Source organism: Sphingopyxis granuli, assembly GCF_001559015.1.
Classification (GTDB): domain Bacteria; phylum Pseudomonadota; class Alphaproteobacteria; order Sphingomonadales; family Sphingomonadaceae; genus Sphingopyxis; species Sphingopyxis granuli.
Genome location: NZ_CP012199.1, coordinates 96,563 through 116,744 on the forward strand (window position 1 = coordinate 96,563; position 20,182 = coordinate 116,744).

Sequence of the window (20,182 nt, forward strand, 5' to 3'; positions counted from 1 at the left end):
GGGGAGAGCGGATGAACTTCAAGAATATCTCGGCCTGGTCCATCCGGAATCCGATCCCGCCGCTCGTCATGTTCTTCGGTCTGACCGTGGCGGGAATCGTCTCCTTCCTCATGATGGGGGTGCAGAGCGATCCCGACATCGATTTTCCGGGGGCGATCGTCATCATCGCGCAGCCGGGCGCCGCACCCACCGAACTCGAAACGCAGGTCACCCAGCGCGTCGAGGCCGCGGTGCGCACGATCGAAGGGATCGACGAGCTCAACTCGACCGTCACCGAGGGCCAGTCGCAGACCTTCGTCCAGTTCGCGATCGGGACGCCGATCGACCGCGCGGTCACCGACATCCGCGACAAGATCACCCAGATCCGCAGCAACCTCCCGAACGGCATCCTCGAACCGCAGGTCATCCGCCTGTCGACCTCGGGCAACACGCTTGCCTATTGGTCGGCTTCGGCCACCGATATGACGCTCGAAGAGTTGAGCTGGTATGTCGATAATGTCGTCGCCAAGCGGCTGATCGCCGTCCCCGGCATGGGCGACGCGTATCGACGGGGCGGCGTGAGCCGCGAAATCCGCGTCATCCTCAACCCCGAACGCATGCGCGCCTATGGCCTCACCGCCGCCGCGGTGAACACCCAGCTCGTCCAGCTCAACGTCAACGCTGCGGGCGGCCGGATGGAGGTCGCTGGATCGGAGCAGGCGGTGCGCATCCTCGGCAATGCGAGCAGCGCAAACGCGCTCGGCGAAACCCTCATTTCGGTCGGCACCAACCGCACCGTGCGCCTCGCGGACATCGCTGAGGTCAAGGATCTCTATGCCGAGCAGCGCTCAGTCTCTAAGCAGGACGGACGGCAGGTGCTGACCTTCGGGTTCGAGCGCGCGAAGGGTGCCTCCGATGTCACCGTCTATGACGCGGCGGTCGAGGAGCTGCGCAAGCTCGAGAAGGAAAACCCCAAGGTCAAATTCACCGAGCTGTTCAGCGATATCGAATATACCAAGGGCCAATATCATTCGGCGATCAACGCGATGGTCGAGGGCGCGATTCTCGCGGTCGTCGTCGTCTTCCTCTTCCTGCGCGACTGGCGCGCCACCTTGATCTCGGCGCTCGCGATCCCGCTCTCGGCGGTCCCGACCTTCCTCTTCATGGACCTGATGGGCTTCTCGCTCAACATGATGACGCTGCTCGCGCTCAGCCTCGTTGCCGGCGTGCTGGTCGACGACGCGATCGTCGAGATCGAGAATATCGTGCGCCACATGCGGATGGGCAAATCGGCTTATCAGGCTTCGATTGACGCCGCCGATGAGATCGGCCTTGCGGTGCTCGCGACCACCATGACGATCGTCGCGGTCTTCTTGCCCGTCGGGCTGATGCCGGGGGTAGCCGGGCAATATTTCAAGAATTTCGGGCTGACCGTCGTCGCGGCGGTGCTGATGAGCCTCGCGGTCGCGCGCCTGATCACGCCGATGCTCGCGGCGTATTTTCTTGCCGCGCAGGGTCCGCAGAAGCATGGCGAAGGCCCACTTATCGACACCTATATGCGCGTCCTGCGCTGGAGCCTCGATACCCGGGCCGCCGACGCCGCCCGCGCCCGAGGCGGTCGCTGGAAATGGCTCGCCTATCTCAAGGATCACCGGCTCTGGGTCGTCGGTATCGGGGTACTTGCGCTCTTCGCGACCATCTTCAGCTTCTCGTTGCTGCCGATGACCTTCCAGCCTTCGATCGATTCCGACACGAGCCGCGTCGCCATCCAGCTCGCACCGGGGGCAACGCTCGAACAGACCGAGGCGGTGGCCGACGAGGTGACCGATCTCATGAAGCGCGATTCGCTCGTCGAGTCCGCCTTGTCGCGGATCGATGTCGGCACAGCGACAGTGTATCTGAAATTGCGCAAGGACCGCGAGCTCACCTCCACCGAGTTCGAAAAGGATCGCGCGCCGCGGCTGGCTGCGGTTCCCGATGCTCGCATCAACTTCCAGTCGCAGCATGGCGGCGGTGGCGGGAGCAGCCGGGACATCTCGATCACGCTCGGCAGCGACGACCCGAAGAAGCTCGAAGATGTCGGCAACCGGCTGCTTGCCGAAATGGCCAAGGTTAAGGAAATCCGCTCGCCGCGCGTCGAGGGCAATCTTCAGCGTCCCGAGATCGTCATTCGCCCGCGCTTCGCGCTCGCCGCGCAGCTTGGCGTCACCACCCAGGCTCTCAGCCAGTCGATCCGCGTCGCGACGCTTGGCGAGATCGACCAGAATAGCGCGAAATTCTCGCTGTCCGACCGGCAAATCCCCGTCCGCGTCGCGCTTGCGGAAAGCGCGCGCGAGCGGCTCGATACGCTCCGCAATATGCCAGTTCCGACCCGGAACGGGGGAACGGTGCCGCTGTCGGTCGTGGCCGAGATCGGCTTCGGCGCCGGCCCGACCCAGATCAATCGCACCAACCAGGTGCGCCAACTCACCATCGGGGCCGACCTTGCTCCAGGTCTCGTGACCGGTCAGGCGATGGAAAAGGTCGAGGCGCTGCCGGCGCTCAAGACGCTGCCCGCCGGGGTCGCCCGGCTGGTGCTCGGGAGCGCCAAGTGGCAGGCCGAGATGCTGCGCAACTTCGCGATCGCGGTGGTGTCGGGCATCTTCCTCGTGCTCGCTGTGCTGATCTTGCTCTATCGCAAGATCATCCCGCCCTTCGTCAACATGGGCTCGCTCCTGCTCGCTCCGCTCGGCGGCGCGATCGCGCTGCTCTTGACCGGCTATCCGCTGTCGCTCCCCGTCTTCATCGGCGTGCTGATGCTGCTCGGTATCGTCGGCAAGAACAGCATCCTGCTCGTCGACTTCGCGATCGAGGAAATGGCGTCCGGCGTGCCGCGCGACGAAGCGATCGTCGACGCCGGACACAAGCGCGCGCAGCCGATCCTGATGACCACGGTCGCGATGGTCGCGGGCATGATCCCGACCGCGCTCTCGCTCACCGGCGACGGCGCATGGCGCGCGCCGATGGCGGTCACCGTGATCGGCGGGCTCATCCTGTCGACGATGCTGACGCTGCTAATCGTACCGGCATCCTTCAGTCTCGCGGCGGGCTTCGAACGCCGGATGGCCCCGCGCCTGCGCCGCTGGTTCACGACCGGCGGCGCGCACGCCGATCCCTTGCCCGCGGGGGCCACCGACATCGGCGCGGCGCAAGGCCCGGTCGCCGATCGATAGAGGAGTTAAGCTGATGGAGTTCGAGCGGGAGCATGACCTCCCCTATAGTCCGGAACAGATATGGGCGGTCCTCGGCGACTTCGAGAACCACCGGATATGGAATCCCTATGTCCGCATCGAGCGATTGGCCGAGGATCCGATCGCGATCCGCTATTCGATGCGCATGGATCCGCACAAGCCCAAGTTTCTCGAAGTGTCTGCGACGGTCCTTTCCGCGCGTCCCGGGGAGGAGCTGATACTCGACGTCAAGCCGAGCTTCATCCTCCAGTTCGAGGAGAGCTATATCCTGACCCGGACGCCGGAAGGTACCAAATTCCTCCATCGCTATCGCTGCCGCGGACCCTTTGCCTGGCTCCGGCTTCCCGGCATTAAGACGAGCTTTCAAAGGATGCTCGCGTCGATCGACGGCATCCTGCTCAGCTATCTCAAGTCCAAATACAGCAAGCCGCAATCCCTGCCGCGCCGACCGAAGCCCAAGTTCAAAGGTGGCCGGCGATAACGAGCTTTCCGCTTCTCGCGCCTCATAAATGGCGGCCGCTCGGCGCGGCATGGGCGATTGCGCTCCTGTCGAGCCTCGCCGTTCTCTTTGTCGGCGAGGTCATGGGCCAGGCGCCGTGCGACCTCTGCTGGTTTCAGCGCGCCTTCATGTTCCCGCTTGCGATCATTCTCGGCATCGCCGCCTTCAAGTCGGACCGCGCCGTTGTGCCTTACGGGCTGGCGCTGGCAGCGGGAGGCGGCCTCATCGCCCTCTATCATAGCCTGCTCTACGTCGGCGTCATTCCGGCCCCGATCGTCCCCTGCACCGGCGGCCCGTCCTGCTCGGGCGAGAGCATGGCGATCGGAGGGGTGCCGCTGCCCCTGCTGTCGCTCGCCGCCTTCGCTTCGATCCTCACCCTCTTGCTGACTTTCCAAAGGAGACTGAAATCATGAACAGACGTATCGGTGTCGTTGCCACGCTTGTCTTCTCGGCCCTCGCCTTCACCGGCGGCGCGATACTCTACAGCGGAACCGCCGAGGGCGAACCCACGAAAAAGGTCGTGGCAGGGCCCGTCGACAGCCTCATTCGTCCGCACTCGCCAATTATCGGCCCCAAGAATGCGCCCGTCACCATCGTCGAATTCTTCGACCCCTCGTGCGAGGCCTGCCGCGCCTTCTATCCGACGGTGAAGGGCATCGTTGCCAAATATCCCAAGGATGTGCGTCTCGTGATGCGCTACCTGCCGCTTCATCCCGGCTCGGCCGAGGCGATCGTGATCCTCGAAGCCGCGCGCGTGCAGGGCAAGCTCGAGCCGGTGACGGCCGCGCTGCTCGAGGCGCAGCCCGACTGGCATGACGGCAAGATGGACGGCGCCTGGGCTGCCGCCGAGAAGGCCGGCCTCAACGTCGCGAAGGCGCGCGCGATGCCGACCGCCGATGCGATGGCCTGGATGGAGCAGGACATCGCCGACGCGCGAGCAGTCGGTGTCCGCGGCACCCCAACCTTCTTCGTCAATGGCGAGATGCTTGTGCAGCCCAGCCCCGAACAGGTCGAGGCGAAGGTTCAGTCCGTGGTCGCGGCGATGGGGCAATGAGCCGGCGCCCCGCGCTTGGCTCTTCTGCCGGGAGCGGGGTGTCCCTTGGACGGGGTAAGCGAGCCGCGCCAGCAACTCGTCCTGCCGCAGCACTGGCCCGAGTGATCCACCGGCTCGTGTTCGGGCGCGATATTCACAGTGCGTTCAATGACGAAGGGGGAGTTTGCAGGTCATAAAAAGGAGAGACAGACATGCGAAAATTCGTGCAGTTCGCGGCGGCGCTGCTCGCATTTGCGATACCGGGCACCGCAATGGCTCAACATCATGGTGATCGTGGCGGCTGGAGTGGCAGCCATGATGCTCCGCGCGGACATGACCGCGATTACCGGCCCGCTCGGCACAGCGTCCCCACTTATGACCACGACCGGGGCTATCGTTCCTACGATTCCCGTTATCGCGGCAATGCTCATCGGGACGAGCGGCGCGATCGATACGAACGGCGCTACCAGAAGAGGCGACAGCATCATCATCACCGGGGCCGTCACTGGCGAGGCTAGGCGCGGCGAATGTCGTCTCCGCGTCAGGTAGAGCGACCTCTCTGATCGACAACAACCTTGCCTTGGTGCGCAAAGCCAAGGAGAGCATCGTCGGCGACGATAGCAGAGCCGCTTCAAAGGCAGGCGTAAGGCTGCGCCAACCAGCAGGCCGTGCTGACCTTCGAAACCGTTTGCCAGCGCAGGGCCGTTCATACGCGGTCACAGTTCATGGAGCCCATTCGGGCAACCGGATTAAAGCCGCATCGCCCGCCGGGGCTACCGCTCACGGATCATGAGTTCGGTCCCGGCATAGCGCTCCGGGCGGACATGCTCGAGACGCCGTGTCTTGCGACCGGCCTCGTCCATGAAAGTGACTTCGACGGTCACCGGTGTCATGGAGGCGAGGCCGAAGTGAAGCGGCTGCGTTCCTTGCGAATTATAGCCCTCGCCGGTCGAAACCTGACGCGTCGCGATGATCTTGCCTACGGCGTCGTAGAGCCGCACCTCGGCGCCCAGGCGGGTGAAGCGCCCGGCCTTGTCGAGTACGCGCACGGAAAGGCTGCGGCGGGCGGTTTGCTTGTCCAGATCGTTATGGAAGAGGAAATGGCCGCCGGTCGCGGTGTATCCGCGTGTCACCGAGAGATCGAGCGCGCCGTCGCGGTCATAGTCGATCCACTGGACGCCGTGGTCCGCGACATCGAGCGCGGAGCCGGCGGGCAGGATGTTTTCGAAGCCCTTGCCGCCGAGGTTGCGGTAGAGGCGGTTCGCGGGCTGCTGCGCGCCCGACTTGCCGGTGTAGGCGGCGACGAAGAGATCGAGCCAGCCGTCATTGTCGAAATCGCCCCAAGCGGCGCCGACGGCATGATTATCCTCCGCGAGACCGAGCTGCGGCGCGACATTCTCGAAGTTGCCGTCGCCCTTGTTGCGGTAGAGGCTGTTGACGCCGTAGCTCGCGACGAACAAGTCGAGTTCGCCGTCATTGTCAAAGTCGCCAACCGCGCAGCCGACGCTGCCATCTTCGGCCAGACGTCCGGGGCGGTCCATACCGAGCGCGGGAGCGACGTCGACGAAGCGCCCGCCGTCGTTGCGCCACAACGCGTCGGTTGCGCCGGCCTGGTTGGCAAGGAAGAGATCGAGATCGCCATCGCGGTCGTAATCGAACCAGCAGGCACCCACGGTCGGCCGCGCGTCGTCGCCTGCCTGTTCGGCGTCGACGCGCACGAAACGGCCCGCGTCCTGACGGAACAGCGCGTTCGGACCCGAGCGGTTCGAGGCGAAGAGATCGAGGTCGCCGTCATTGTCGAAATCGACCCAGCTCGATTGGCGCGCCGAGCGGCCGGGAGCGACGGGGGTGAGGTCTTGGCGGACGAAGCGGCGGCCGCTCTCATTGCGGAACAGAAGGTTGGCTTCGGTTGCCTTGGTGGCGCCGGCATAGAGATCGAACCAACCATCGCCGTCATAGTCGCCCCATGACAGACCGCGCATCTCGGCGCCGGAGACGGGAAGGCCCATGGCGGCACCGATGTTGGTGAGGGTTCCGCGATCGTTGCGGTAGAGGCGAATCTCGCCAGTCTTGATCGACACGGCGAGGTCGAGGTCGCCATCGCGGTCGAAATCTGCCCAGCTGTTGGAGAGCGAGCCGGGAATGGCGAAATCGGCGGTCTGGACGGGTGTGAAGGCGGGACCGGCCGTCCCGGCCGTCCCGCCGCCGGCAATGCCGGTCGACAGGACGGCCCAGGACAGGATCCGCATCAGTTCATCGCGCATGATGCGGACTCCTGAGGATGGTGGGGATCAGAAATCGAGCGAAATCCGGCCATAATAATAGCCGCCATATTGACCGAACGGTCCGGCGCCATAGGGGGCGAGCCCGATGGTGTTGGCGACGGTCGTGCGGTCGGGATAGACGTCGAAAATATTATAGGCGCCCGCGGCGACCCGAAACTTCTCGGTCACGCCGTAGGAGACCTCGAGATCGGTGATCCACTTGGCGCCGAAGCTCTGGTCGTTGACGGGAAGGCCGCCGACGAGATTATCGAGCGACTTGAATTTGTCGTAGCGCGTTTCCTTGACGTTAATCGTGAAGGGACCGGATTCGAAGTTGGCGCCGAGGATCAGCTTGGTCTTCGGAGTCGAGGTGAACCAGCCCTGGGTGCGCCGGTCGAACAGGGTCAGGCCGAGGCCCGCGAGTTCGCTCGGGTTGGCTGCGATCTTCCTGATGTCGGTGTCATTATAGTTGAAGCCGACGCTCGTGCGCAGGCGTCCGGCACTGCCGACGTCGAACGCATAGGTGCCCACGACATCGACGCCGCGCGTGCGCGTGTCGACGGCGTTGGTGAAGAAGCGCACCGACTGGTCACCCGAGAAGCCGTTTGCGATCAGGATGTTCCGGATCCCCGTGCCCGACAACAGGCCGGTGAGGGTGATGCGGTCGTCGAGATCGATCTGATAGGCATCGACCGAGAGCGAGAGACCCGACGCCGGCGTCAGCGTGAAGCCGAGGCTGTAGTTCTTCGACTTCTCCGGCTTGAGTGGCTGCGCACCGAGCGCCTGCGCGACCGCCGAGTTGGTCTTCACGATCTTGGTGAGCACCGGGATATAGACGCCGCCGACAAGATTGATCGACGTCGAGGTCTGCGCGAAGTCCTGCTGCGCCAGCGAGGGGGCGCGGAAGCCGTTGCTGAACGCACCTCGCAGTGCGAGCCAGTCGGTCAGCTCATAGCGTGCGCTCACCTTGCCGCTGAAGACGCTGCCCGAGCTGTCGTCGAAATGCTCGAAGCGGCCCGCCGCTGTGACCAGAAAACGCGGGCTGACGTCGAGCGCGAGATCGACATAGCCCGCCCAGATGTTGCGATTGATGTTCGCCGCATCCTCGGGGGTGACGACGATCGCGCCCTGCGCGCCGACCTGTGCCGGGCGCCCGGCGAGTGGGCCGGTCGGATAGAAATAGCCCCCGGCCCGGTAGCTGTCGACGTCGAGCGGCTTGGTGACGTAATTCTCGTAACGATATTCAGCGCCGAGCGAGACCTGGAGTGCCGTCTCGCCGCCGAACTCGATACGACGCGTCAGGTCGAGATTGTTCGTCCACTGGTCGAACGCCGAGCTGAAGGTCTTGAACTCGGTCGGGCTCGACGGACCGAGCGACGCGTTGAGCGTATTTTCGGCGCCATTCTTGACATAGTTGCGGCCATAGGTGCTGCTGAGATCGATGTTCCAGCCCGCAGTCTCGCCGCGAAGGCCGCCGGTGAACTGGAAGTCGGTTTCCTGCAGCGTGTAGTAAGGCGTGAAGCCGTCGGGATAGATCTGGATGATGTTCTGGTTGCTGTTCGGGCGGCGGCCGGCCTGGCCGACGCGCGCGTCGCGATAGCCGAAGGTGCCATCCGAATAGAAGGTGACGTTGCCGAGCGGCAGGACGAGCGTTTGCGCGACCTTGACGTCCTTCACGTCGGGGAGGCCGCCTTGATAGGTGCGGCGATTGGCGGTGAGTTCGCGCGGATCGGGTACACCGCCGGCGAGCGGGAAATAAAGCGCCCCGGTTACGTCGGTGTTGCGCACGGCGGCATTGGCCTTCTTGCCTTCGACCGACAGTGTGAACGAACCGCCGTCGCCGAGCGCGAAGCCGTGCGAGACGCTGCCTGAGATGGTTTCGCCATCGCTGCCGCTGCCGTCGCGACCATAGCGCTGGCCGGCTTCGAGGGTCGCCTTGCCGCCCGAGTCATTGGTCTTCAGGATGACGTTGATCACACCCGCGATCGCATCCGAGCCATATTGTGCCGAGGCACCGTCGCGCAGCACTTCGATACGCTCGATTGCGCTCGACGGAATGAGGTCGAGATCGACCGGGTTGCCGCCCTGCGACGTCGCGCCCGAGTTGAAGTCGATGATCGAGCTGTTGTGACGGCGCTTGCCGTTGACCAGCACGAGGACATGGACGCCCGAAAGGCCGCGAAGGCCCGCGGGGCGCGTCAGGCTGTTGAACGACGAGCTGCCCACGGTCGTCGACTGGAAGGACGGCACGAGCTGCGTCAGCGCGTCGCGCAGCTGCATGCCGCCGCCGAGCTTTTCAAGCTCTTCGCCGCCGATCACGTCGATCGGGGTCGGGCTCGAAATGACGGTACGAGCTTGGCCGCGGGTGCCGGTGACGATGATTTCGGACTGGGAGGCCGTTTCACCGGCGTCGTCGGCCGGGGCATCCTGCGCGAAGGCAGGCATGGAGATGGCGGCGGCGACGCAGGACGCCCCCACCAGCAGTCTCGTATATTTTTGCATGGTCTTGCTCCTGAATACGGAAAATCGTTCCCCCGGTGAACCTGCGATTTTTTTGTTTTCCGCTTGTTTCGGCGCTTATCCTGCGGCCCTCAACTTGCGCGGTGGCGCTGCGGTGTCCTGCGAAAGGGTGTCGAGCCCTTGCCGCAAATCCGCGATGAGGTCATCCACCCTTTCGAGCCCGATGTGCAATCTTAGCAAGGGGCCGGGATAGCTGAGCTTGTGGGTCCGGGCCTTGAGCTGCGGGTCGACGGGAATGGCGAGGCTCTCATAGCCGCCCCAGCTGAAACCGAGACCGAAAAGCTTGAGCTGCTCGACCATCGCGGCGACAGCCGTTTCGGGCGCGGGCTGGAGCACCGCGCCGATCAGGCCGCAGATGCCCGTGAAATCGCGCTTCCAGATCGCATGACCCGGATCGCTCGGCAGCGCGGGGCACATCACCGAATGGACTTCGGGCTGCGCCTCGAGCCATTTGGCGACCTGAAGCGCGGCGGCGCCATGTTGTGCGAGACGGGTATGGAGTGTCCGCAGACCGCGGATCGCCATATAGGCGTCGTCGGGCGATACCGCCCAGCCGGTCTCATAGCTCGACGCCGCGAGCAGTTCGGCGGCATGGCCCTTCGCCGCGGCGAGCCCCATGAACACGTCCGAATGGCCGCAGACATATTTGGTGAGCGACTGGATGCTCACGTCGACGCCGTGATCGAGCGGCTTGAAGAGGACGCCGGCCGACCAGGTATTGTCGATCACGGTCATGATCCCGGCTTCCTTCGCCATTGCGGCGATCGCCGGGATGTCCTGCATTTCGAAGCTCAGCGAACCGGGGGATTCGAGAAAGATCACACGGGTCTTCGGCGTTATCATCGCGCGGATGGCTTCGGCATCGTCGGCGGGATCGAAGTAGCGCGCGGTGACGCCGTAGCGCGCGAGCGTGCCGGCAAGGAAACGCCGGGTCGGATTATAGACGGTGTCGCAGGCGAGAACTTCGTCGCCGGCGGAGAGCAGCGCGAGCAGCGTGCCGGTGATCGCGGTGAGGCCCGAGGGATAGATGAAGGCTTCATCGGCATTCTCGAGATCGCGCAGGGCATCGCGCAGCGTGCGCTGGGTCGAGAGGCCGACGCGGCCGTAGGTGACCTTGCCGCCGTCGTAGAGCGCCTCACAGCTGGGCAGGAGAACGGTCGAGCCGCGCTGGATCGGCGGACCGGGGGTCCGCTGGAGCGCGTCGCACGGGGTATCGCCGTGGATGAGCCGCGTCTGCTCGTGAACCATACTGCAAAGCGTCATCTATATTTTCTTTCTCAGATGGAATTGGAGAGGAGTTTCTGCCGCTGCGGCGACACGCCGTTGCGATGTGCCGCGACGAGATCGCTGCGGCGGACGACCGAGAGCGCCTTGGCGGCCTTGGTCACATGTTTTTCGATGGCGCTCGTCGAGATGTTGTAGCGGTTCGCGAGGCTCTTCAGGCTCGACCCTTCGACACGGATCGCGACGAGGATTTCCTGCGTCCGCTCGGGAAGCTGGCTGAGCATGGTCTCGACAGCGCGGACCTCATCCTTGGCAAGCAGGATGCGCAGCGGCGACATCTCGTCGACCGGATGGTCAGGTTCGTCGAGCTGGCAATGGCAGTCGCTGCGGCGCGTCGTCTGGCGGCGATGGCGATCGATGAGCGCGGCCTGCGCGGCCTGGAAGAGATAACATTTGGGATGGGCGACCGCGGCGGCGTCGGCGCGGCGAATGATGCTGAGGAGAACGTCCTGGAGAATGTCGTCGAGGTCGGCGACCGGGACGCGGCGGCGGAGATATTTCCTGAGTAGCGGGAGGTGCGGCCAGAAAGCTTCGACAAGATCGGGCGCGGCGTTGTCGGACGGCAAAGCGGGAGTGGCCGGCGGCTTTTCCGGAGGTGGAGCGATAAGTTCGAACGTCTGCCAGCCATCGCCGGCCGTGACGTTTTCAGTCTCATACTCGGCCCCATAGGCACTGAATGTCATCGTGCGTCCCCTTGTGGCGACATTTTATGACATGAGTGCTAGGGTGAATTCATCACCGACTTTGGCAGGAATTTGGCGAATGTTGGGATGTTTGAACTGATAGTTCGGTATTCGGTCGATCAAATGATCGAAATCCTACATGAACAACGTCGGTCCGGTCGAATCATCTGCCCCGGAGTCGCCTCGGAACTGCAACATTTGGCGAGGGACCGCAAAACTTCCTCGCGGAATCGCGCTTTGGGCGATGGGGTGTTCGGTTCGTAGCGCGTCAAAGCAAAGGGGCCTCCCGCATCGGAGGTAGGAGGAGTGATCGCATGGCGAGAACCTGGCTTATTTTGTCGGCGCTGGTCGCTGGACTGGCGCTGGGCGTGGGATGGACGCGGCTCGGGCTCGCTGGTCTCATCGATGCGGTAACGATTGCGGACAGCATCGGCGGTATCTGGCTCGACGGACTCAGAATGACGATCATCCCGCTCGTCGTCTCGCTCCTGATCACCGGGATCGCAAAGACGGTCGATAGCGCGCGCGGCGATCGCGTCGCGATGCGCTCGGTCGTCACGTTCATTGCGCTGCTATGGATTTCGACCGCGATGGCGGCGCTCCTCATTCCCGCGCTGCTCGGTATCTTCCCGATGCCGGCCGACGCCGCGCGCTCGCTCACGGGGAGCCTTACGACATCGGCCCATGTCGAGGCGCCAACGGTCGGGATTGCCGCCTTCCTCCGCTCGATCGTACCGACCAATCCGTTTGCCGCGGCCGCGAACGACGCGCTTCTTCCGCTCATCCTCTTCACCGCGGTCTTTGCGGTCGCGCTGGCGCGGCTGCCCGCGGTGCAGCGCGAGCCGGTGACCGCCTTCTTCGACACGATCGCGAGCGCGGTGCTGCTCATCGTCGGCTGGGTGCTCGCGCTCGCGCCGATCGGCGTGCTCGCGCTGGCCTTCGGGGTTGGCGCGCGCGCCGGCACCTCGGCGATCGGCGCGCTCGCCCATTATGTCGTGATCGTGTCGAGCGCCGGGCTTGCCGCCTGGGCGCTCGCCTATCCGGTCGCGGTATTCGGTGGCCGCGTGCGTCTTCTCGCCTTCGCGAAGGCGGTCGCACCCGCGCAGGCGGTCGCGCTCAGCACCCAGTCGTCGCTCGCCTCCTTGCCGCCGATGCTGAAGGCATCGACCGATCTCGGGATCGACCGCTCGGTGTCGCGCGTATCGCTGCCGGTCGCGGTCGCGATCTTCCGCGTTACGAGCCCGGCGATGAACCTCGCAGTCGCCATCTATGTCGCGCACTGGCTTGGCATATCGCTCGCGCCGTCCACGATCGCGGCGGGCGCCGCGGTGGCAGCGATCACGACGATCGGGTCGGTGAGTCTGCCTGGACAAGTGAGCTTTCTGACCTCGATCGCGCCAATCTGCGTCGCGATGGGTATTCCGATCGAGCCGCTCGCCCTGCTGATCGCGGTCGAGATGATCCCCGATCTCGTGCGGACGGTTGGCAATGTGACCATGGATGTCGCTGCGACGACGGCGATCGCACGGATGGGGCCGGCGTCGGATGCCGTCAGTGAGGCCGCCGATGGATATGGAGGCGGCGAGGATGACGCCTCGTCGCGACCCGCGCCTTCCTTCGTTGGCGCGCAAGACGTTTGAAGGAGGAAAACCATGACCCGCGTTTCACTCGACGATGCCGACGTCCGGATTCTGGGATTTCTTCAGGAGGATGCGACGCTCTCGGTCGCGGCCGTCGCCGCCAAGGCCAATATGTCGCAGAATGCTTGCTGGCGGCGGATCAAGCGGCTCGAGGAAAGCGGAGTGATCTCGCGGCGCGTCACGATCCTCGACGCCAGTGCGCTCGGTCTCGACCTTACGGTCTTCGTGAGCCTGCGCGCTTCCGAGCATAGCGAAGCCTGGCTCGAGATGCTCAATTCGGCAATCCGCGATATTCCGGAGGTCGTCGAATTCTACCGCATGACCGGCGACGTCGACTATCTGCTCAAGCTCAGGGTCGAGAACATGGCCGCCTATGACGCGGTCTATCGGCGCATCATCCGTTCGATCCGGCTCACCGATGTAAGCTCGGCCTTCTCGATGGAAGAAATCAAGTTCACCACCGCGCTGCCGCTCACGGCGCGCCCGTCCTGACCTTCAGTACGGGCGCGGCGCGTCAGCGCGCGTAGCGCTTGCCGAGTTCGGTCGCGCGCGACGTCAGCGGCTGTTCCTTGCCCGCGATGAAGATCGCGGTCGGCTGGGTGAGCGGCTCGAGCGGATCGCCGTCCCAGATCACGATGTCGGCTGCCTTGCCGGGTGCGATCGAACCCATCTGGTCGGCAACGCCGAAGATGCGGGCGGGTGCGAGCGTGAGCGCCTCGATGCCTGCGGCATAGGGCAGCCCGCGCGATACGGCGAGGCCGGCATTATAGCGCATCTCGCGGACGCGGTGGCCGGCGTCGTTGCCGCCGATCGCAATCTCGACCCCCGCTGCCTTCAGGATCGACGCGTTCTGGAGCGAGGCACCGAGCATGTCGAAGTTCGCGGGGATGTTCGAGGTCGGATTGATGAGCACGGGGACCTTCGCCGCCGCGATTTCGTCGGCGACGCGCCAGGCTTCCTCGGCGCCGGACAGGATGATCTTGAGCTTGTAGTCGCGCGCCAGCTTCAGCACCTGCTGGATGTCGGCGGCGCGGTGGACGACGACGATCAGCGGCATCGTGCCAGCGAGCACGGGTTTCAGCGCCGCGACATCGGCCTGCGAGAGCTCGAACGGATATTCGTCGCGCGGCGCCTGACGCGCGAGATCGAAAATCTGGCGAAGCTGCACGAATTCGGCAGCGCGCGAGCCGCCGATGCGCGCGGCGCCATCCTCGCCAAGCTCGAGCATCATGCCGATCCCGGGCCGGTGGAGGATAGCCGCGCCCTCGCCGAGCGAGATCAGCGCCGCCTTGCCCGCGAATGGCAGTTCGCGTTCCTTGTCGCTGTCGTCATAGTCGGGCATCACGACCGCATGGGTGACGCCGCCGAGCCGCGCGATAGGTATGAGCGTCGACGCCGGGTTAAGCCCGTACTGGACGTCGAACGAGGCGCTGATCCCCGAATTATGCGTCTTGTTGTCGACCGAACCGTCGACCGAGCTGACCTCGAGTAGGCCGAGCGCGGTGTTCACCGCGATGAGCCCCGGAGTGACCGTCGCGCCCTTGGCGTCGATCGTGCGCACGCCTGACGGGACGGCGACATTTGCGCCGGCGGCAGCGATGCGCCCAGCGCGCACGAGGACCGTGCCATTCTGGACCTCGCCGACGGGGCCGGGGGTCAGAAGATGCGCGTTGGTGATCGCGAAGGTCTGCGCTGCGACCGGTGAGGCGGTCGCAGCGAGGGCCAGGGCGATGCCTGTGAAAACTGGGAGCCGTCGTTGCATCTCATTCCTCCCCGACCGGTTGGCCGATTTCAAAATCGCTTCGGTAGCGCGTGGCGGGATCGCTCGTGTCGAGGACGAGCGCGCCGTCGATGAAGACCTCCTCGGCGATGGCGTAGACGCTGAACGGATTCTTGCTCCACAGCACGACGTCGGCCATCTTGCCCGGCTCGAGCGAGCCGGTCTTGTCGGCAATGCCCATGATCTTCGCGGGGTTGAGGGTGATCCACTTGATCGCCTCCTCCTGCGGAATGTCGATCCCCGCGCGGCGCCCGGCGGCGATCGCGACCGCGCTTTCGACGTTGAGGCGCTGGATCAGTCGCTGCTCGTCCGAGTGGATCGCAACGCAGACGCCCGCCTTGCTCAGGATCGCGGCATTTTCCTCGATCGCGTCATAGGCTTCCATCTTGAAGCCCCAGCGCGTCGCCCAGGTCGCGACGCAGACATCGTCGGCGACGAGCAGGTCGGCGATCTTGTAAGCCTCGACCGCATGGTGGAAGGCGCGCGTCTTGTAGCCGAACTCGTGGCCGACATCGAGCATCACCGCCATTTCGTCGGCGCGGTAGCAATGGTTCTGAACGAGGATGTCGCCCTTCAGCACGCCTGCGAGCGTTTCGAGCCCGAGGTCGCGCTTGGGCGCCTCGCCGCCTTCGCCGCGCGCGCGCTTTTTTTCATAGATATCGACCTTGCGGCTATATTCGGCGGCATCGATCCAGGCGCGGCGGAAGCCCGCGACTTCGCCCATGCGCGTGGCGGGGGCGCGGCCGCGGCTGCCGTAGCGACCTTTCGGATTCTCGCCGCACGCCATTTTCAGCGTGTAGGGCGCGCCCGGGAATTTCATCTGCTGGACGGTCACCGCGGGCACATTCTTCACGCTCACGCCGCGGCCGCCGAAGAGGTTGGCCGAACCCGGCAGGATGAGCAGGCTGGTGACCCCGCCGGCGCGGGCCTTTGTGAATACCGGGTCCTGCGGCCAGATCGAATGCTCGGCCCAGACATGCGCGGTATAGGGGTCGATATTTTCGTTGCCGTCGGCATGGCCCTGGACGCCGGGCGCCGGAAAGACCCCGAGGTGCGAATGGGCGTCGATGATGCCGGGGGTGACCCACTTGCTGCGCCCGTCGATGACGCGCACGCCTGAGGGAACGGCGACATCGGCGCCGACCGCGATGATCTTGCCGGCGGCCATCAGCACCGTGCCATCGTCGATCCGGGTGCCGGTGCCGGTCAGGATCGAGGCGCCGACGATCGCCGTGTCGGCGGCGGGACGCGGTTGGTAGGTGCTCGCGAACGGTGCGGGCGCCGGCGCTGCCGCCGATTCCGCGGGCGGCGGCGTGCTGGCGGGACGCGCCGAGGAGGGGTCGCCGGCGCAGCCAGCGAGGAGCGCGAGCGCGGTGGCGAGCAGCGCAGTGCGCCCAGGGCGGTGGGTGAAGGGTTGAGGGGCTGGGTCAATGAAAGAGCGGGCCACGCTGGTGTCACCTTGTCCGAAAGAGGAAGGGAAGCAATTTTCCGGCCGCCTCGCCTTGCGGCGAAGCGGCCGGTCCAGGGACGTCAGAAGGTCTTGCGGACGTTGACATACCAGTAGCGCGGGATCGGCGAATGGAGCGAACCCATATATCCAAAGGAACTCGAATCGATGGGCGGCTGCGCATTGGTGATATTGCGGACGCCGACGCGGAGTTGGGTGCCGTCGGTGAAACCACCCTTGAGATCGTACTGCACATAAAGGCTGGCGGTGGTGTAAGCCTTTATCAGCAGATTCTCGCCGTTGATGGAGATGTCATTGTCGATGACGCTGCCCGTATAATTCACGAAGCCGCCTGCGGTGAACTGTCCGAGCTTCCAGGTAAGCGAGCCCGAACCGCGCCATTTCGGGAATTGGTCTCGACGAATTTGATCGCCACCCTCCGGGATGACCGTATCGATATTGATGTCGCCGGCCGCCCGCGCGTCGAGCAATATCTGGATGTCGGGAGAAACGTCGCGGAAATATTTCAACAGATAGGCGGCATTGGCGGCGAACGTGAAGTCGCCGATGCCCGTATCGCGCAGCCCGATATTGAGTCCGAAATCGATGCCGCGAACGGTCTGCGGTTCGAGGTTACGATATTGGTCATCGACATATTGCACCCGGCCCACCGGATCGATGCCGGTGCCAGCGAAAAGAGCGACGTCGTCCGCGGTGGGCGCAAGACGGAAAACCGTGGGGTCGCTCGACCCCTGTACGCGGGCCAGATAATCCGCGATCAGCGCATTGCCCTCGCCGAACACGCCGACGATGCCCTTCTGCTTCACCTGCCAATAGTCAAGGGTAAAGGTCGTCCGCAGCCGGCCCGTATTGAAGGCGGGCGGTTGAAGTACGGTCCCGATCGTCCACGTGGTCGAGGTTTCCGGTTTGAGGTCGGGGTTGCCCGCCCGTCGACCGGTGGTCACGAAACTCTGCGAGCAATCGTCGAAGGTGGCTATTCGTCCAGCGCGCAAATCAGCCTCGCACCGGATATAATCTCTTCTCGTGTTGCCGCGCGTGATGATGGTGGCCTTGGTTTGTTCGAGATTAGGCGCGCGGAAGCCCTGCGCCCACGAACCGCGGATGCGCCACCCATCGAACAGGTCCCATGCGCCGGCAATCTTCGGCTTGGCGATGCTGCCGAAGTCGGAATAATGCTCGTACCGTCCCGCCAGTTGCAGTTCGAAGCTGCGAACCAATGGTATATTCATTTCGGGCGCGATCAGCGGAACCGCAAGTTCGGCGTAGGCTGCAAAGACCGTGCGCGACCCCTTGGTGTCGGGGGTTGGGCTCACCCCAAAAAGGTCGCTGGGCTGTTCGAAGCCGGTGACGCTGTCGGTCCAGGTCATCGTCCCGTCAACTCGCTCGTCGCGATCGTCCAGATAGGAATCGCGTCGCAACTCGGCGCCGATGGCCATGCCGACATCGCCAGCGGGAAGCGTCAGCAGGTCGGCTTTCGAAGCGCGGAGATCCCATTGCGCCAAGGTCGATTTCCCGCGCCGGACAGTCTTGATCCGGAAATCCTCGCCCGCGGCGAGATTGCCGGCCGAAATCGGTAGGCCGGTAGGATCGTCGGGATTGCCGCCGCTAAAGGGATTATAGGCATCAGGCGTCGATAACGCGAGATTCTGCTGGAGCAAAGTGGCGCTGATCCCATCTTGGACGTCGCGTACCGTCGCCTGTGAATAAAGGGCAGCGGTTTCCCAGTTGAAGCCGAGCGCCTCGCCGCGCAGGCCGAGCAAAGCGCGAAACTGTCGGTTGGTGACATCGACCACCGTGGGTCCGAGATCGACGAAACGATAGCTGGTCATCGTAACCGGGAGGCCCGCGGCGGGCGCGTCGATCCCTGCAAGGCGGTTCGGGTTCGCCATGCCATTGGCGAAGGTAACGGGGCCGAAGGGGTTCCAATAGTTGGATGCAGGAACTGTCATCTGGATTGAGCCGATCGAGAAAACACTATCCTGGATGCTTCGCGTCTTGGCGTAATAATAGCCAGCTTCGCCGAAAAGTGTCAGATTGTCGGTCAGGTCGTAGTGGCCGTTCGCGAACACATTGATCCGGTCGAGCCGGGGAATGATCGACTGGGGGAAATTCTTCTGCGAATCCCAACGAGTGTTGCGGTCGGCACCGGTCGTGGCGCGTGTCGCGTCGTCGATACAGATCCCGCCGCCAAGATCGGCCGAGCAGCCGCCGTTCGCCGTCGGCTGGATCGAAAACACGCCGCCGGCGCTTGTGATGTTGGTCGTTCCGCGGCGCACGCGGATGCCGCCGGTCGTGAAGTTGCCCCATTGCGAAAGCGTGCTGGTGTCATCAAGGCTATTCGATCCCTCGAAGACGGTACCGGTAAAATCGTCGAAGAAGCGGTGATCCCCCGTGGCAGTGAAATCTTGGTCCTGCGAGGTCAGTGCGGAGCGGTTCGTATAGTTGAACAGCAGCGAGATATTGCCGCGATTCTCGGCGAAGTCGGTGCCGAGGTAACCCGAGCCGTTGAATTCGCGTAGCCCCGTTCCCTCGGCGCCGCCATATTGCAGCGATACCCCGCCGCCGTTGACGTTATCACGTAGAATCGTGTTGACGACGCCCGCAACGGCGTCGGTGCCGTATAGCGCCGCGGCGCCATCGCGCAGTACTTCCAAGCGTTGGATGCCGAATACCGGGATCGAGTTACTATTATAGGTAATGACCGGCGCGAGTGACGTGCTCGCCTGGCTGCTCGGATGTTGGACGAGGCGGCGTCCGTTGAGCAAGACGAGCGTGTTGCCGACACCGAGTCCGCGCAGATCGATCGAACCGACGTCTCCGCGTGCGAAATTGCTGCTCGTCTGGCCGTTGCTGCTATTGAACGACTGGTCGCTCATCTGAGGGATTGAGCGAAGTAGCTCATCGCCCGAAACGGCTGCCGTGGCCGCTATCTCGTCTTGGCCAACGACCGTGACCGGAAGGGCTTCGGTAATCTTGGTCCCTGCTATACGGCTGCCAGTGACGACGATTTCCTCACCGCGCGGGGCCGTTTGCGGTTCGGTCGCAGCTTCAGTTCGCGTAGCCTGTTCCTGCGCCGTCGCGTTTTGCGCAACGATCATTCCAATCAACGATGCGGCGGCGAGAATTTGCTTCCGGTAGCTAAAATATGTGCTGTTCGTCATGCCATGTCCCCTGTTTTCAACCGATTGGCGGGTCATCCTCCGTGCGGCGAGTGGATTTTTCCTCCATCTCGTCTTGCTTTGACGCAAGTTATCGAAACATCCCCATCAACATTGGCGCACAAAATTACAACCCATTGCGCTACAGCGAATTTTCCGTCTTACTAACCCCTGCTTCCGTTCAGACCAGTTCGATCACCGCATCAACCTCCACCGCGAAGTTGAAAGGCAGGCGGTATACGCCGATCGCAGAGCGTGCATGTTTGCCGACGTCGCCGAACACGTCGACGATAAGGTCGGAGCAGCCGTTCATCACCGTCGGGATCTCGTAGAATTCGGGACCCGCCTGGACATAGCCGCCGAGCCGGAGCACGCGCGCGACGCGGTCGAGATCGCCGTCCGCGGCCGCCTTGAATTGGGCGATCAGGTTGATCGCGCAGAGCCGCGCGGCGATGATGCCGTCGGCAAGGCTGCAGTCGGCGCCGACAATGCCCTTGATCCCGCCACTGGCATGGGTTGAGAGCTGGCCCGAGATCTGGACGATGTTGCCCGACCGGGTCGACGACACATAGTTGGCGACGGGCGGGCAGACCTGGGGCAGTTCGATCCCGAGACTGGCGAGGCGGGTTTCGATATTGGGCATG

General features: G+C 64.1%; 15 protein-coding genes. 6 read left to right on the top strand and 9 right to left on the bottom strand.

The window, feature by feature from the left end:
• The first annotated feature begins 11 nt into the window (after positions 1-11).
• The 4 genes from SGRAN_RS00500 to SGRAN_RS00515 are packed head-to-tail and all read left to right on the top strand — an operon-like array spanning position 12 to position 4,762.
• Positions 12-3,191: an efflux RND transporter permease subunit gene (locus SGRAN_RS00500; RefSeq protein WP_067179761.1), complete on the top strand. Its 3,180-nt coding sequence runs from the start codon at positions 12-14 to the stop codon at positions 3,189-3,191.
• 13 nt (positions 3,192-3,204) lie between these two features.
• Complete coding sequence (locus SGRAN_RS00505; RefSeq protein ID WP_067179763.1) at positions 3,205-3,690, top strand: SRPBCC family protein; 486 nt, start codon at positions 3,205-3,207, stop codon at positions 3,688-3,690.
• 56 nt (positions 3,691-3,746) lie between these two features.
• Positions 3,747-4,121 carry a disulfide bond formation protein B gene (locus SGRAN_RS00510; RefSeq protein ID WP_455363803.1) on the top strand — a complete coding sequence of 125 codons (375 nt, stop codon included), beginning with the start codon at positions 3,747-3,749 and terminating at the stop codon, positions 4,119-4,121.
• The gene (locus SGRAN_RS00515) at positions 4,118-4,762 is read left to right on the top strand and encodes a DsbA family protein (protein WP_067179768.1); all 645 of its coding nucleotides are present in this window, start codon (positions 4,118-4,120) and stop codon (positions 4,760-4,762) included. The genes SGRAN_RS00510 and SGRAN_RS00515 overlap by 4 nt, the downstream gene beginning before the upstream one ends.
• A 170-nt stretch (positions 4,763-4,932) precedes the next feature.
• Here the strand turns inward: SGRAN_RS00515 and SGRAN_RS22760 are convergent, their stop codons facing one another.
• The 5 genes from SGRAN_RS22760 to SGRAN_RS00540 all read right to left on the bottom strand — a co-directional run bounded on the left by SGRAN_RS22760 (position 4,933) and on the right by SGRAN_RS00540 (position 11,492).
• Positions 4,933-5,232 (bottom strand): hypothetical protein, encoded by a 300-nt coding sequence (locus SGRAN_RS22760; protein ID WP_148650766.1) that lies wholly within the window; start codon positions 5,230-5,232, stop codon positions 4,933-4,935.
• Positions 5,233-5,514: 282 nt separating this feature from the next.
• Positions 5,515-7,005, bottom strand: a complete 1,491-nt coding sequence (locus tag SGRAN_RS00525) for an FG-GAP repeat domain-containing protein (RefSeq protein WP_067179773.1) — start codon at positions 7,003-7,005, stop codon at positions 5,515-5,517.
• 27 nt (positions 7,006-7,032) lie between these two features.
• Entirely contained in the window at positions 7,033-9,507 is a 2,475-nt protein-coding gene (locus SGRAN_RS00530) for a TonB-dependent receptor plug domain-containing protein (RefSeq protein ID WP_067179775.1), read from the bottom strand.
• Between the two features lie 75 nt (positions 9,508-9,582).
• Positions 9,583-10,788, bottom strand: a complete 1,206-nt coding sequence (gene metC / locus SGRAN_RS00535) for a cystathionine beta-lyase (protein ID WP_082737026.1) — start codon at positions 10,786-10,788, stop codon at positions 9,583-9,585.
• Positions 10,789-10,802: 14 nt separating this feature from the next.
• Positions 10,803-11,492 carry an RNA polymerase sigma factor gene (locus tag SGRAN_RS00540; protein ID WP_053555670.1) on the bottom strand — a complete coding sequence of 230 codons (690 nt, stop codon included), beginning with the start codon at positions 11,490-11,492 and terminating at the stop codon, positions 10,803-10,805.
• 314 nt (positions 11,493-11,806) lie between these two features.
• Here SGRAN_RS00540 and SGRAN_RS00545 point away from each other — a divergent pair, with 314 nt between their 5' ends.
• A complete protein-coding gene (locus SGRAN_RS00545; protein ID WP_082737027.1) occupies positions 11,807-13,132 on the top strand; it encodes a dicarboxylate/amino acid:cation symporter in 1,326 nt (441 codons plus the stop codon).
• A gap of 12 nt (positions 13,133-13,144) precedes the next feature.
• Positions 13,145-13,624: an Lrp/AsnC family transcriptional regulator gene (locus tag SGRAN_RS00550; protein WP_037512420.1), complete on the top strand. Its 480-nt coding sequence runs from the start codon at positions 13,145-13,147 to the stop codon at positions 13,622-13,624.
• A 22-nt stretch (positions 13,625-13,646) separates the two neighbouring features.
• On the opposite strand, the gene SGRAN_RS00555 is transcribed toward SGRAN_RS00550, so the two are convergent.
• The 4 genes from SGRAN_RS00555 to SGRAN_RS00570 all read right to left on the bottom strand — a co-directional run bounded on the left by SGRAN_RS00555 (position 13,647) and on the right by SGRAN_RS00570 (position 20,181).
• Positions 13,647-14,894, bottom strand: coding sequence for an amidohydrolase family protein (locus SGRAN_RS00555; protein ID WP_082737028.1), 1,248 nt, complete (start codon positions 14,892-14,894; stop codon positions 13,647-13,649).
• A 1-nt stretch (position 14,895) separates the two neighbouring features.
• Positions 14,896-16,359 (bottom strand): amidohydrolase, encoded by a 1,464-nt coding sequence (locus SGRAN_RS00560; protein WP_404950388.1) that lies wholly within the window; start codon positions 16,357-16,359, stop codon positions 14,896-14,898.
• A gap of 83 nt (positions 16,360-16,442) precedes the next feature.
• Positions 16,443-19,541, bottom strand: coding sequence for a TonB-dependent receptor plug domain-containing protein (locus SGRAN_RS00565; RefSeq protein WP_067179781.1), 3,099 nt, complete (start codon positions 19,539-19,541; stop codon positions 16,443-16,445).
• A 178-nt stretch (positions 19,542-19,719) separates the two neighbouring features.
• The gene (locus SGRAN_RS00570; RefSeq protein WP_067179783.1) at positions 19,720-20,181 is read right to left on the bottom strand and encodes a RidA family protein; all 462 of its coding nucleotides are present in this window, start codon (positions 20,179-20,181) and stop codon (positions 19,720-19,722) included.
• Position 20,182: the final 1 nt, after the last annotated feature.

What these genes read in the sequence shown, in the direction of transcription:
- SGRAN_RS00500 (WP_067179761.1), top strand. Translation starts at nt 12, where the DNA reads ATGAACTTCAAGAATATCTCGGCCTGGTCCATCCGGAATCCGATCCCG.
- SGRAN_RS00505 (WP_067179763.1), top strand. Translation starts at nt 3,205, where the DNA reads ATGGAGTTCGAGCGGGAGCATGACCTCCCCTATAGTCCGGAACAGATA.
- SGRAN_RS00515 (WP_067179768.1), top strand. Translation starts at nt 4,118, where the DNA reads ATGAACAGACGTATCGGTGTCGTTGCCACGCTTGTCTTCTCGGCCCTC.
- SGRAN_RS22760 (WP_148650766.1), bottom strand. Translation starts at nt 5,232, where the DNA reads ATGATGATGCTGTCGCCTCTTCTGGTAGCGCCGTTCGTATCGATCGCG.
- SGRAN_RS00525 (WP_067179773.1), bottom strand. Translation starts at nt 7,005, where the DNA reads ATGCGCGATGAACTGATGCGGATCCTGTCCTGGGCCGTCCTGTCGACC.
- SGRAN_RS00530 (WP_067179775.1), bottom strand. Translation starts at nt 9,507, where the DNA reads ATGCAAAAATATACGAGACTGCTGGTGGGGGCGTCCTGCGTCGCCGCC.
- metC (WP_082737026.1), bottom strand. Translation starts at nt 10,788, where the DNA reads ATGACGCTTTGCAGTATGGTTCACGAGCAGACGCGGCTCATCCACGGC.
- SGRAN_RS00540 (WP_053555670.1), bottom strand. Translation starts at nt 11,492, where the DNA reads ATGACATTCAGTGCCTATGGGGCCGAGTATGAGACTGAAAACGTCACG.
- SGRAN_RS00545 (WP_082737027.1), top strand. Translation starts at nt 11,807, where the DNA reads ATGGCGAGAACCTGGCTTATTTTGTCGGCGCTGGTCGCTGGACTGGCG.
- SGRAN_RS00550 (WP_037512420.1), top strand. Translation starts at nt 13,145, where the DNA reads ATGACCCGCGTTTCACTCGACGATGCCGACGTCCGGATTCTGGGATTT.
- SGRAN_RS00555 (WP_082737028.1), bottom strand. Translation starts at nt 14,894, where the DNA reads ATGCAACGACGGCTCCCAGTTTTCACAGGCATCGCCCTGGCCCTCGCT.
- SGRAN_RS00565 (WP_067179781.1), bottom strand. Translation starts at nt 19,541, where the DNA reads ATGACGAACAGCACATATTTTAGCTACCGGAAGCAAATTCTCGCCGCC.
- SGRAN_RS00570 (WP_067179783.1), bottom strand. Translation starts at nt 20,181, where the DNA reads ATGCCCAATATCGAAACCCGCCTCGCCAGTCTCGGGATCGAACTGCCC.